This window comes from Rheinheimera soli, assembly GCF_031457405.1.
Taxonomy (GTDB): Bacteria; Pseudomonadota; Gammaproteobacteria; order Enterobacterales; family Alteromonadaceae; genus Pararheinheimera; species Pararheinheimera soli_A.
The window spans coordinates 155,919-168,841 of record NZ_JAVDWR010000009.1 but is presented as its reverse complement, the minus strand read 5'-3'; the positions used below and the strand labels follow the sequence as shown (position 1 = coordinate 168,841).

Genomic DNA, 12,923 nt, shown 5'->3' with positions numbered 1-12,923 from the left:
GAACACCTGAGCTAAAAAGGAGCTGAGCCCAACGCGGGAAAAAAACTGGTGTTCACAATCACCAGAATAGGTGTTCAGATAAAACAGAATACGCACCTGTTCGTCATCATATCTCATCGTAACTAAAATTAATTAAGCAATGAGTTACATGACATTATCATTGTATCTGAATTGGAAAATAAAAAACTAACAGATACTTTGATGCTCTGTCAATGAAGAGCGCAGGGCGAAAGCAAGAGTATTGGTTTTTTGTTCAGCTCGCCTGGCAACTGATCTGAGATCAAAGACATAGCTGAACATGACAATTGCACAGAAAATAATATTCAAGTGCCGAGCAAAAAACATTCGAAATCTTGCCCAGTGAAATAACACTGTCTTGTCTCACCAAAGCAGCCGATAATGCGTAGAGCAGGCAGTTGAGGTGGTTATGAATTTGTTAAGTCGGTTGCATAAGGCGCCGATCCGGGTTATGCGGTTACAACGGCGTAAAAGTATGTCGCGTATTCGCTTTAGCATGATTCGGCTCAGAATGGCTTTGTCGCAAGAAACCGAAGAAACCAAACGTATGCTGCAAATCTACCAGCGCTCTTTGCAGGGCAAAGCTACTCAGGCTGAAATGCGTTTTGCTAACCATCAACTGGTCGACGTATTAAGAGCCACAGGCTTAGGGATTTTTGCTGTGTTGCCTTTTGCCCCTTTAACTATTCCGATTTTAATTAAAGTAGGCCGCAAACTAGGCATCGAAGTCTTGCCCAGCTCTTTCCAGCCCAAAGCCGAACGTCCTAAACGAATGAATGATTAATTCAGCGTCAGGGTTAATTCTTCGATCACTGCAGTCTCTGCTTCAGAATTAAACACCGCAACCAGAGTTTTATCGTCCAGATACAGCTGTAGTTCATACCCAGAATCAAAAGCATCCGGGTACTTTGTCATAAACTCAGCTTTGGTCAGCGGGTAGCCAGCGGCCACAATCAGCTGATGCAGCTCTTTGGTATCGTGTTGGCCAAACATGGATTCACCCAAATGCAGCTTAGCCAGTCGCTCATGGCTGTACTGCAATGACAGATAATTTCCGACCAGCAGCCAACTGCCGTCTGTACCTCTGTGCAACTGATGAACAGGAACCTGAGATTGCAGACTGTTTAGATCAGAGCCTGGATCAGGGCTGCCTTTTAGTTGTTGTAACCAGTTTTGGATAGGCTGTGATGAGTAAGTTGCTGTAGTAGCCGCTGTTTTTTCTGCTCCGGATAAAGTAAAACCTGTCAGTAGCTGTTCTGTTGTATTGGAGTTGTTGTTCTTAAAACTTTCGAACTGCAGAGCTAATTGACGCTGGTTTTGCTGTTGTACCAAGTATCCGGCTTGTTTTTGAAACTGGCCCGGCAGTGTGGCCAGCACTACAGATTCCCGGCTTTTTAGCGGAACTTTGCCTTCAATGCTCCAGTTGGTGTTGTCGTAAGCGTCGCGTAAATCAATACGATTCAGAGCGTAGTTTGACAGCAAATCTGAGTCTGTTGAAATCCAAAGCAAGGTGTCTGCAAAGGTCAGCCAGAGTTTACGACCATAGCCCCACATTTGCTGTTGATTATTCAGTTGGATTTGTATTGAAGGTTGTCCTAATAACGCCATCACCTGAGCTTTGCTCTGGCCCGGTAATACCCCTGCAACCCCCTGCTGAACTGACACTATGTAATTGGCCGGATCTTTATAAAGATCCGCAGGGGTGTCATGTTGTATCACTATTTGTTTTGCTGCTATTGAAATGAGTTTGGTACTTTTTATAATTTTGTTCCCGCTTGAGTTGTAGGGCGGCTGGCGCTCACTCAGGGTTTTATTGTCAGCACAATAATGAAGCAACTTTGCACTTACTTTTACCGTCGCAGTGTGGTCATCGTTATGACGATTCTGGAACTGAACAGGAGCGCTTTTTTCTATTTTTTCAATGGTAAGAGCTTCAGCGCCTGAGGCTGCAGCCTTTTGCTGAAGCTGTTGCAATAGCTGTTGGAAACCTGGTGCAGCGCTTAACCCCGCTATTGGATCATCCGTTTTAAGCCGGACACTGGCAACGGCTAACTCAGTTTGCCCGGAAAAACATTCAGGGTAGTAGTCCAGAATCTCAGGTAAAGGAGCCGCAGCTAAAGTTGCAGAGAATAAGCCGCTTAGCACGGCGCAAAGTGCTGCAGGGAACAGAGTGATCTTCATAAAACATCCTGTTTGTGCGCTGGCCCCGCACTTATTGGTCTGCTCAGCTGGCGGTTTTTTTTCCTTTCAACTTTTGCAGCAGTTGATCATGTTCAAACCAGACCACAAAAATCAGTGAAATAGCAAAAGGGATTAACAGATAAAATAAACGGAAAACCAGTAAAGCCGCTATCACATCAGCCGGGTCTACATTGGGTAAGGCCAATAAAAACATCACTTCCAGCACACCTAAACCACCAGGGGCATGAGACAGCAAGGCGGCTGAAAAAGAGGCCAGGAAGATACCCAACACCATAAAATAACCCGGGTTGCTTTGTTCTGGTAAGGCGTAATAAATAATGGCCGCAGCTGCTAATAACTCCAGTGGTGCTACCACCAGTTGTTTACAGATCAGCGAAAAACGTGGGTACTCCAGCTTGATGGTCCATAAATTGATGCAGCGTTTTTTCATAAAGCTGCCCCACAAATACAGGGCCACCAGAAGTAACATAGCGCCGCCAAGAAATAAGGCGACCCACTCTGGCAAGGCACTGTGAAACAAAGCAGGTAAACCTGGCTCAATCAACAATACAATACCAGCTAAAACTATGGTGCCCAAAGCAAAAGTAAAAGAGCAAAATGCGACCAGAATACCTACTTCTGCTGCTGTCAGGCCTTGCGAACGATAAGCTCTGTAGCGCACTACTGCACCAGAAAATACCGAGGCACCCAGGTTATGCCCTATGGCATAAGCAGTAAAAGAGGCTACGGAAATAAAGGTCCAGGATACTTTTTTACGCAGATGGGATAACGCCAGCCGGTCGTACCCCGCTAAGGCGACATAAGCAAATACAGTAGCTAATGCGGCCATCAGCCAGCCATGCAAAGAAATAGCTTCTAAACTGCGGACTACATCGTCGTACGAAATACCTTTGAGCTGTTCTATCAGCACATAGACAGAAAACGCTACAGCGGCCAATCCTATCAAGGGCCATACGTAGTCTTTTTTTATCATGGTCTCAATCCTTGCCTGTTTACTGCTTTAGCCAGAATAGGCCGGGCAACAACATGACGGGTCTGGTGGTTGTCCGGAGTTTCGTCAACGGAACTCCGGATTTTATAGTACTCACTCGGGCTCAACTGCCTTTAATGGTCATGATGGCTACTATAGCAATCAGCACCGGAGAAACCACAGCGGCCAGTAACCAGTAAATTTTCTGCACAGCTGCAGGTACTTCACCTGCCAGAATAGCTTTAATTTGTGGCCATACCCGCCAGCCAACAAAAGTCGCAGCAAACATACCACCTAAAGGCATCAGCACATTAGAGGCCATAAAGTCCATCGCATCAAATGGGGTTTTTCCGAAAATAGTAAAGCTTTCCATACCACCGCCAAAGGACAAAGCAGCAGGAATACCCAGCACTGTATAGTTCACTACAGCGACAGCTATAGTCGCTGTTTTACGCTGCATGCCGTATTCGTCAATCAGGAATGCCACTACAGGTTCCAGAATAGAAATGGATGAAGTGACAGCAGCGAACAACAATAAACTGAAGAAAATTAACGCCAGTATTTGACCGCCGGCCATTTGCGCGAATAGCGCTGGCATGGTGATAAAGGTTAAACCAGGGCCTGCTGCCGGGTCGACATTAAAGGCAAATACAGCGGGCAGAATCATTAAACCAGCCATGACTGAGGCTAAAGTCGCCAGGCCAGCAATCCATAAACCAGCATTCACTACCTTAGTTTCAGGGCTTAAATAAGAGCCATAAGCCACCATTAAACCAGCACCTACAGACAATGAAAATACGGCTAAGCCTAAAGCATCCAGCACCATTTTAATGCTCAGTTTGCTCCAGTCCGGAGTAATAAAATAAATCACCCCTTCAATGGCACCTGGCAGAGTCAGGCTGCGCCATACCATCACCAGCATCAAGGCAAAAAGGGCTGGCATCAGAATTTTACAAATACGTTCAATACCAGATTGTACCCCTGCAATCACGATCACTGCTGTGATGATCATAAACAAGGCGGTATAAATTAACGAAGAAGTGGGGTTAGCAATAAAGTGAGTGAAGGTATCACTCAATACTTTAGCGTCTGTGGTCAACACTGTGCCCTGAATGCTTTGTACTATATAGGCAATAGTCCAGCCTCCTACCACACAGTAGAAGCCCAGAATTAAAAACACCCCAAGGACGGACAGCCAGCCCGCTATATGCCAGTAGCCTTTGCCTAAAGCACGATAGGCTGAAGTGGCGGATTTTTTGGCAGTACGGCCAATCATCATTTCTGCCAGCAGCATCACCACACCGACAGAAAATACGCAGGCCAGGTACACCAATAAGAAAACGCCGCCGCCATTGGCACCAGCTACATAAGGGAATTTCCAGATCGCGCCAAGGCCCACTGCAGAGCCTGCTGCCGCTAAAATAAATCCGATACGCGAACCCCAGCTGCCGCGTGTTGTCGAGTTAGTCATGCTTATCTCTTATATTAGTTATAGTTTTTTGGGACCTTATCTATCTGCTGACTCATTGGTAAGACAAAAATGAGCCTGGAAGTCGCAGAAGTTACACCTTGGTGCAGCAGCAAGATAGAGGAAATCCGTGGCAAAAAGCAACCAAAAATCCGTCGCTGTCATCAATCTATCGTTAAACTCAGGTTAATCAGTGCCTGTTTAATTAAAACAATGAACGAAATTCATGTTAAGAACGTTCTATATAGTGGATGAGTTGTTTGACCAGGAGTCACGAATGCGTTTTAAACTAATAATCTGGATTTTAGTCATGACCTGTAGTTTAACCTTTGGCCTGGCCAAAGCTTCGGCCCGCACCAACAGTGTTGAGTTCCCTGCCGGATTACCCTGGCTGAATGTGACTGAACCTTTAACCATGCAGCAACTAAAAGGCAAAGTGGTATTGCTGGATTTCTGGACCTATGGCTGCGTCAACTGTATTCATGTGATCCCTGATTTACACAAGCTGGAACAAAAATATGGCAACCAGCTGGCTGTGATCTCTGTGCATTCGCCTAAATTCGAAAACGAAAAACAATTAAGCACTTTAACCTCCATAGTACGGCGTTACGGTATGCAACATGCGGTGGTCAATGATGTGGAGTTTCAGTTATGGCGCTCTTATGCCGTGCGTGCCTGGCCTACTTTTGTCCTGATAGGGCCTGACGGCAAGTATGTTGGGCAAACGTCCGGTGAAGGTCGATACGATGTATTGGATCAGGCTATTAAACAGCTATTAGCTGAGTTTAAAGGTGAACCTAACCTTACTCCTTTACCTATTCAATTACTGGACCCGCTCAACACTGTATTGGCGGCGCCAGGCGCTGTCACTGCAGATGAGCGTTATATCGCCATCAGCGATACCTTACATCATCAAATAGTGCTGATGGATCATCAGGGCAAGCTGGTGAAACGTTTAGGCACTGGCATAGCTGAATTAAAAGATGGTCATAGCGACAGCAGCGCTTTTTCTTCGCCTCAGGGCTTGGTGCTGGCTAACAACGCTTTGTATGTTGCTGATACCGGCAACCATGCCATTCGTCGTATCGACTTAACTAGCTTTCAGGTCAGTACTATTGCGGGCAATGGCGAGCTGGCGCAAGGCCGTTTAATTCCGGGTTCAACGCCAACTGAAGTATCGCTGCGTTCCCCATGGGATTTAGCGCTGGATAACAACACCTTGTATATCGCTATGGCGGGTAGCCATCAAATCTGGACTCTGGATTTAAAAAGCTCAGCGCTGAACCTCTTTGCAGGCACAGGGCAGGAAGCTTTGCTGGACGGCAAACGTCAGGATGCTGCGTTTAATCAGCCGAGTGGTTTAGCTTTAAGAGGCAATAAATTGTGGGTGGCTGACGCCGAAGCCAGTGCAGTGCGGCAAATCGATTTAAGCTCGGGTAAAGTTGATACCTTAGTCGGGCAGGGCTTATTTGAATTTGGTTTAAAGGATGGTGGTTTTAAACGGGCTTTGCTACAACACAATAAAGATGTGGTGGCGCTGGATAAAAATACTTTGGCAGTGGCTGATACCTACAACCATAAAATCAGATTGCTGGATTTAGACAAGCAGCAGGTGATGACGCTTAGTTTAGGCACTGAACTGAATGAACCTGGCGGTTTAGCAGTGTTTAATGGTGAGCTGTTTATAGCCGACACCAATAACAACAGGATCTTACGCTGGCATTTAAAAGACCAGAAACTGTCTGAAGTGCAGGTGCCTGCATCGGCTAAGGCAGATACAAAGCCAAAGTAGGTGGAGTCTGGTCGTTTATCTGGTTACACTAAAAGCAGAACAGTTGGGAAACTCAAAGATGCGTTTAGATAAGTTTATATGTGATTGCACCGGTCTGACTCGTAGTCAGGCCGGTAAAGTAATACGTCAAAAGCTGGTAACAGTGAATGGCGAAATAGCCAAACAACCGGCCTTGCAGCTCAAAGCATCCGATCAGGTGTTTTTAGAAGGCGAACAACTGCAGCTGATAGGCTTGCGTTATATAGTTTTGCACAAACCTGCGGGTTATATCTGCTCGACTGAAGATCCGGACCACAACACTGTGTTTACCTTACTGGACGAACCTTTGATGGAGCGTTTACATACAGTGGGCCGGCTGGATTTAGATACCACTGGTATGGTGCTGATCACAGACGATGGTCAGTGGTCACATAAAATCAGTTCGCCTAAACATCACTGCCCTAAAACCTACAGAGTCTGGCTGGCCGACCCTGTGCCTGAAGCCGTCATTGCGGAATTTGCTGCAGGTATTATGTTACGTGGTGAAAAAGACTTAACTAAAGCTGCGAAGCTGGAAATCATCGATCCACATCAAGTCTTGCTGACGATCAGTGAAGGTCGTTATCACCAGGTGAAACGTATGTTTGGAGCTATAGGCAATAAAGTCGAAAAGCTGCACCGCGAACAAATTGGCGCTTTGCCACTGGACCCGGATTTAGCCGAAGGCGAATACCGTTACTTAACACCTGAAGAAGTGGCGTTGTTCCGCTAATTCATCTGTAATTCAGCGAGTGAGTTTATACTTCCTGTTAAAACGGCAGCAAAAGCAAAAACGGCATAATCTGTTACATCTTTTAACATGATGAATGAACACTTCGCTTTGGTCTGTAACGCGCTGTCCGTTAAACTATGCAGGTCTAATCTCATTGAGTGTTATGGAGTTTTATATGTCGAAAATGAAAATCGCTGTTGCCGCTTTAGCTCTGGGAGCTTTGGTGTTGTCAGGCTGTTCTGCCACTCATACGGCAATCAGCAAACGTAATCTGGAAGTTCAGACCAAGATGAGTGACACCATCTTTTTAGACCCGGTAGCAGATGATAAACGTACTGTATTTATCCAGGTGCGTAATACTTCTGATAAACAGGGTTTATCGATAGAGCCTCAGATCATCGAAGCGGTGCAGTCTAAAGGCTACCGTGTAGTGCGTGATCCGGAACAAGCCAATTTCTTGTTGCAAGCCAATGTGTTACAGGCTGGCCAAACTGATTTACGCGCTCAGAATGAAGCCTTTGGCGGCGGTTTTGGTGGTGCTTTGGTCGGTGGTGCTATAGGTAACCAGTTTGGCAGTGGCAGTGGCCGTGCCGGTGCTACTGTAGCTGGTGCTTTAATTGGTTTAGCAGCTGACGCTATGGTGAAAGACGTGCATTACAGCATAGTCACTGACCTGCAAATTTCTGAGCGGGCGAAAAAAGGTGTAGTAGTGCTGGAAGAAAACAGAGCCAGCCTGAAACAAGGCAACAGCGGCTATAAAAATGTGACATCCACTGAAGAAACACAATGGAAACGTTACCAGACCCGCATTATGTCTTCAGCTAACCAGGTCAATATGGAATACGCTGACGCCGAACCAGAGTTAGTAAAAGGTTTGATGCGTTCAATTTCAGGTATTTTATAAGACTTAGGCTGCACAGCTTGAGCAGTTAAAATCCTGATTTCCCAGTGGCTGCCGTTTTGTTGTCTTCGGCGGCCATTTTTTTATGCTCTGCTGTGCTGCAGAGCACCCTCCGGGCCATCGTCGCTTCGCTCCGATGTTAAAAAAACGGCAGGATAGCCGTTTTTCACAGTGTGAGCTGCCGTAGGCGAACATCATGGACGATGTGAGTGAAAATTGCTCCGGGCCATTTTTTTCATTTGTTTTTAGTAGTCTGTCGCCCACTCTGAAAGTTTTTCACTGATCGCCCTGTCTCTGTTGGCTGTATCTATTGCAGTGCTTCAAGAGGATGATCGATGAACAAAATAACTTTATCTTTATTGCTGGCTTTAAGCCCTGCTTTGCAAGCCGCGGAACAGGCTACTCCTAACCAGTTTATTGACGTCTTTGCCAAAATTTTTGGTGAACATAAAGGCGAACGTAAAGGTCATGCTAAAGGCTTTTGTGCTGTTGGTAGTTTTCAGGCTTTACCTGAGGCTAAAAACTTCAGCTCAGTGTTTTGGTTATCTGGTGAGAAAGTGCCTGTCACTGCACGTTTTTCTATGGCTGGGGGCAACCCAAATGCGCCGGAAAATGCCCGTTCTCCGCGTGGTTTAGGTGTGCAGCTGAAAAGCTCAAAGGGTGAACTTCAGCATTTTGCCATGTTAACTACTCCTGTTTTTGGCGCTAAAGATCCGGAGAATTTTTTAGGCTTATTGCAAACCCAAATTCCTGACCCAGCCACAGGAAAGGCCGATCTGGCGAAAACTCAGGCTTTTCGTGCCGCTCATCCAGACACCCAAGCTCAGGCTGAGTATTTAGCAAAAAACTCGCCGCCATGGAGTTACGCCACCACGTCTTATTTTGGTATTCACACCTTTTTTATCAAAGACAACAGCGGCGTGGAGCATAAAGTGCGTTGGCATTTTGTGCCTGAGGATGGCGTCAAAGGTTTAACGCAAGCTGAAATAAAAGCACCACCGACAGACTTTTTGCAAAAGCGGCTTTCTGATCGCTTAGCTAAAGGCCCAACCCACTGGACTATGCAGTTGGTGCTGGGGGAAGCGGGCGATACTGAAACCGACCCTTCAGTGTTATGGCCAACACAGCGTACAACTCTGGAGATAGGGCGCTTGTCTATAACAGAACAAGGTGGCGAAGCCTGCACTGTGGTTAACTTCGATCCCAATGTACTAAGCGCCGGTGTGCGGGCCAGTGCAGACAGAGTGTTGCAAATGCGATCTCCGGCTTACGCTATTTCCTTTGGCAAGAGATTAACCAACCAGTAGCTGATTTAACGCTAAATCGAATGCCCAGGTCGGGTGCATTCGTATGCAGTCTGGCCCTGTGGCCTGAATTTGACTAAGCTGGGTCAAACTCAAAAAACAGGGATCTTCGAATGCTGAATAAATCATTGCTGGCGCTGGCTTTAGCCGTCGCTTTAACGGGCTGCGGCAAAGCACCTGAACAAACCAGCTCTGTTGCTGAAACTCCGGTTGTTGTGACCCAAACCGCAGCAGCACCCTGGTGGCAGGACGCAGTGTTTTACCAAATCTGGCCCCGCAGTTTTTACGATACAGATGGCGATGGCACAGGTGATTTTAAAGGCATAGAAGCCAAGCTGCCGTACCTGCAGGATTTAGGCATCAACGCCATCTGGTTAACCCCTATCTTCGAAGCGCCTTCTTACCACGGTTACGACTTCACCGAATTTTACGAAGTAGAACAAGACTATGGTTCTATGCAGGATTTTGAACAGCTGGTGCAGGCTGCCAAAGCGAAAAACATTAATATTATCCTTGATTTAGTCATTAACCACATCTCTGATAAACATGACTGGTTTCAGCGCTCTGCCAAAGGTGAAGCGCCTTATGCTGACTATTTTGTCTGGCGTGATGAACTGCCCACAGATGGCTGGGGCCCGGCCTGGAGCACTGAAGTTAAACCAGAAACCGTCTGGCACTATAACGAAGAACGCAAAGCCTGGTATTACGCCGCTTTTGGTGCCTCGCAGCCTGATCTGAACTTAAAGCACCCTGATGTGGTTGCCGAAATGAAAAAGATGGCCAAATTCTGGCTGGATAAAGGTGTGGCAGGTTTCCGTTTAGATGCAGTGCGTTATGTGCACGAAGATGGCCCACAACAAAGAGCTGATACCCAAGGCACTATAGACTACTGGGTCGACTTTACAGCGTACGTCAAAAGTGTCAGACCAGACGCTTATCTGGTGGCTGAAGCCTGGGTCGACTTACCTATAGCTGCTAAATACTGGGGCGATGGTAAAGGTCTGGACGCTGGTTTTGATTTTGAGTTTGGTTACAAAGTGCTGGAGCTGTTAAACGCTGGCAAACAAAATGCCGAATTTGGCACTATGAAGCAGGAAAACACCACGCAAGCAGACAACCTGCTGATGGCAAACTTACAACAACGTAAAACCACATCAGCGCCTATGGAGTTCTTCAGCCCTTTCCTGACCAACCACGATCAGCCACGTTTAAGCTGGCAGTTAGAGCAAAACTTTAACAAAGCTAAGCTGGCAGCAGCTGTATTGTTCAGCTCTCCGGGCACCACTTATATCTATTACGGTGAAGAAATTGCGTTAACTCAGGCGTCCGACAAAGAGCATATACACCGCCGCTCGCCGATGTTCTGGGATAACAGCCCTCAGGCAGGTTTTAGTACAGCAGAAAAAATCTGGGTGCAACGCGATGATTTATTCCCGCCTCAGGCTGAAAGCAGCTGGTGGACACCATTTCTGACGGCTCAGCAACAAGGCCCAAATAACGTGGCTGCACAGCAGGCTGATGAGAAGTCTGTCTGGTCTTTGTATAAATTCCTGATTAAACAAAAAGCCGAACGTGCCGAGTTTGGTATAGCAGGGGATTACAAAGCAGAGTTTTTAGCTGATGGTAAGTTGCTGAAAATTGTCCGGTCTTTAGGTGATAAACAAAGCCTGATGCTGCTGAACTTGTCCGCTGAAACTATGGCTGTCCCAGCTGATTTAGTGCCAGCAGGTTTGAAGGTCAGCTGGCAGGAAGATGAAACACCAGAGCTGAACGCTCACCAGCTGCAAATCTGGCAGAACTAAAGGCTAGGAAACAGGGGCGGAGTTAAGTTCTGCCCCTGCTTTCAAATCGATATAAAAACTACTGCCTTTGCCTAACTCGCTTTCAAACGACAAGTTGCCGTTGTGCTTCTCGATAATTGACTTACTGATACTCAAACCTAAGCCTGTGCCACCAAAGTTACGAACATCTGAGGTATCAGACTGGCTGAACGGCCTGAAAATCAGGCTTTTAAACTCTTCATCTATGCCAGGCCCCTGATCGATGATGGCAATACGGACTTGTCCGTCCTGCTGCTGCACCTGTACTTTTACTGTCGTATTGGCAAAAGAAAACTTCGCGGCATTAGACAATAAATTCGCCAACACCTGCATCAACCTATTGCTGTCAGCCCATACCCATACATCATCAGGTACAGCGCCTAGTTCTATAGTCACCTGATGCTGCTCGGCATAACCAGCCATTTGATCGACAGCGCAGTGCAACAACGGCTGCAACTGCACTTTGGCGAAATGGAAATTCATCTGGCCAGCTTCAATTTTTTGCATATCCAGAATGTCATTAATCAGTCGGATCAGGCGCTGGCTGTTTTGTTCAGCCAGTTCCAGCATGGCGCGAATTTTAGGTTCTGGTTCACCCAGCGCGTTGCCCAAAATTAAACCCAAAGCGCCATGAATTGAAGTTAAAGGTGTGCGAAGTTCATGGCTTACCGTAGACACAAAACGGTTTTTGAGTAAATCCAGCTGTTTGCGGGCGCTGATATCTTCATACACTGCTATACCAAAGGTCAGTTCACCGTGTTCGTTGTAACCGGGCCGGCCCCAGGCCTGCATATGACGGCGAATCCCATCCTGCTCAATTTCCATATCTTCAGTCTGGCTGATTTCACCTGCCAAAGCTTTCACTGCTGGCATTTGCTCTGCCGGATATATTTTGTTAGTGCCGGCCATAAAAGCCAAAGGCTGTTCAGGTTTCGGGCCTAATAATTCTTGAGCCGCTTTGTTGTTGTAGTAAGGGTGCTGATCTTTGCCCAGCACCACCACCCCCATAGGCAAATCATCGATCCACTGCCGGAACTGGTGCTGGGTGGTGGCCTGTAATGATTCGGTATAGCTGATAAAAGTGCGAACCACGACAAAAAATACGATGCAGTTCACTATGATGTAAGCGGCCCAGGAAGCTGGCTCGGCTACATAACGACTGATACTGACCGGAATAGATAAATAGCCCGACATAAAGCCAAAGGCAGTGCCAATCATACTTAAAAAGGTCGCCAGAGCTAACAATAGCGCCACTCTGGCCTGATACAACACATGAGCAACCAGACAACTTAATACCAGCCACCAAATGCCTGGTGAAGCAAAACCAAAAGTTAAAGCGCCGGGCAACCCCACAGCCCAGAACATCAGGATCAGCACACTGCCTTTGAAGCGCAGAGGCATTTTATGGCAAACCACAGCACCGCTCACCAGCAAAATGCCCACCACTACATGCACTGTGTACACGGCCAGCCAACCGGTATTAAAGGAACGTAATATCGAAAGCGGTACAGCAACCAGCGCAATCAGCGCAAAGCTGCGCCATAAGGAGTTCGTAAACTGATGGCGAATTTCGCTGAGCTTTTGTTGCAGCTCTGTAGTCGAAGCGCTTGGGGACTGACTCAAAAATCCATGTCTCTGCAGGTAGAATTGCTTCACTCTAACCAGCAGGGCACCAAGGTGCAATCTATCCTTTTGTC

General features: G+C 46.9%; 10 protein-coding genes. 6 read left to right on the top strand and 4 right to left on the bottom strand.

Translation table 11 applies throughout. From position 1 onward, the window contains the following. Window positions 1-427: 427 nt before the first annotated feature. On the top strand, window positions 428-802 hold the full coding sequence (locus tag J2W69_RS13930) for a hypothetical protein (RefSeq protein ID WP_310279535.1): 375 nt from the start codon (window positions 428-430) through the stop codon (window positions 800-802). On the opposite strand, the gene J2W69_RS13925 is transcribed toward J2W69_RS13930, so the two are convergent. From J2W69_RS13925 to J2W69_RS13915, 3 genes are all read right to left on the bottom strand, one after another. Beyond that, complete coding sequence (locus J2W69_RS13925) at window positions 799-2,199, bottom strand: hypothetical protein (RefSeq protein WP_310279533.1); 1,401 nt, start codon at window positions 2,197-2,199, stop codon at window positions 799-801. The two genes, J2W69_RS13930 and J2W69_RS13925, sit on opposite strands and share 4 nt — an antisense overlap. Before the next feature lie 43 nt (window positions 2,200-2,242). Beyond that, window positions 2,243-3,193, bottom strand: coding sequence for a lysylphosphatidylglycerol synthase domain-containing protein (locus J2W69_RS13920; protein WP_310279531.1), 951 nt, complete (start codon window positions 3,191-3,193; stop codon window positions 2,243-2,245). Between the two features lie 121 nt (window positions 3,194-3,314). Further along, window positions 3,315-4,661: a sodium-dependent transporter gene (locus J2W69_RS13915; RefSeq protein WP_310279529.1), complete on the bottom strand. Its 1,347-nt coding sequence runs from the start codon at window positions 4,659-4,661 to the stop codon at window positions 3,315-3,317. 274 nt (window positions 4,662-4,935) lie between these two features. Here J2W69_RS13915 and J2W69_RS13910 point away from each other — a divergent pair, with 274 nt between their 5' ends. From J2W69_RS13910 to J2W69_RS13890, 5 genes are all read left to right on the top strand, one after another. Further along, on the top strand, window positions 4,936-6,450 hold the full coding sequence (locus J2W69_RS13910; RefSeq protein WP_310279527.1) for a thioredoxin-like domain-containing protein: 1,515 nt from the start codon (window positions 4,936-4,938) through the stop codon (window positions 6,448-6,450). Window positions 6,451-6,508: 58 nt separating this feature from the next. Beyond that, window positions 6,509-7,201 carry a 16S rRNA pseudouridine(516) synthase RsuA gene (rsuA, locus tag J2W69_RS13905; RefSeq protein ID WP_310279525.1) on the top strand — a complete coding sequence of 231 codons (693 nt, stop codon included), beginning with the start codon at window positions 6,509-6,511 and terminating at the stop codon, window positions 7,199-7,201. Between the two features lie 175 nt (window positions 7,202-7,376). Beyond that, the gene (locus J2W69_RS13900; protein ID WP_310279523.1) at window positions 7,377-8,105 is read left to right on the top strand and encodes a complement resistance protein TraT; all 729 of its coding nucleotides are present in this window, start codon (window positions 7,377-7,379) and stop codon (window positions 8,103-8,105) included. A 332-nt stretch (window positions 8,106-8,437) separates the two neighbouring features. After that, window positions 8,438-9,409 carry a catalase family peroxidase gene (locus J2W69_RS13895; RefSeq protein ID WP_310279521.1) on the top strand — a complete coding sequence of 324 codons (972 nt, stop codon included), beginning with the start codon at window positions 8,438-8,440 and terminating at the stop codon, window positions 9,407-9,409. Between the two features lie 110 nt (window positions 9,410-9,519). Beyond that, a complete protein-coding gene (locus J2W69_RS13890; RefSeq protein WP_310279519.1) occupies window positions 9,520-11,208 on the top strand; it encodes an alpha-amylase family glycosyl hydrolase in 1,689 nt (562 codons plus the stop codon). Between the two features lie 3 nt (window positions 11,209-11,211). Here the strand turns inward: J2W69_RS13890 and J2W69_RS13885 are convergent, their stop codons facing one another. Continuing rightward, a complete protein-coding gene (locus J2W69_RS13885; protein WP_310279516.1) occupies window positions 11,212-12,849 on the bottom strand; it encodes a sensor histidine kinase in 1,638 nt (545 codons plus the stop codon). Window positions 12,850-12,923 lie beyond the last annotated feature (74 nt).

Bases quoted from the DNA above. Each gene is read 5' to 3' on its own strand.
- J2W69_RS13900 (WP_310279523.1), top strand. From the start codon at position 7,377: ATGTCGAAAATGAAAATCGCTGTTGCCGCTTTAGCTCTGGGAGCTTTG.
- J2W69_RS13910 (WP_310279527.1), top strand. From the start codon at position 4,936: ATGCGTTTTAAACTAATAATCTGGATTTTAGTCATGACCTGTAGTTTA.
- J2W69_RS13920 (WP_310279531.1), bottom strand. From the start codon at position 3,193: ATGATAAAAAAAGACTACGTATGGCCCTTGATAGGATTGGCCGCTGTA.
- rsuA (WP_310279525.1), top strand. From the start codon at position 6,509: ATGCGTTTAGATAAGTTTATATGTGATTGCACCGGTCTGACTCGTAGT.
- J2W69_RS13895 (WP_310279521.1), top strand. From the start codon at position 8,438: ATGAACAAAATAACTTTATCTTTATTGCTGGCTTTAAGCCCTGCTTTG.
- J2W69_RS13925 (WP_310279533.1), bottom strand. From the start codon at position 2,199: ATGAAGATCACTCTGTTCCCTGCAGCACTTTGCGCCGTGCTAAGCGGC.
- J2W69_RS13890 (WP_310279519.1), top strand. From the start codon at position 9,520: ATGCTGAATAAATCATTGCTGGCGCTGGCTTTAGCCGTCGCTTTAACG.
- J2W69_RS13915 (WP_310279529.1), bottom strand. From the start codon at position 4,661: ATGACTAACTCGACAACACGCGGCAGCTGGGGTTCGCGTATCGGATTT.
- J2W69_RS13930 (WP_310279535.1), top strand. From the start codon at position 428: ATGAATTTGTTAAGTCGGTTGCATAAGGCGCCGATCCGGGTTATGCGG.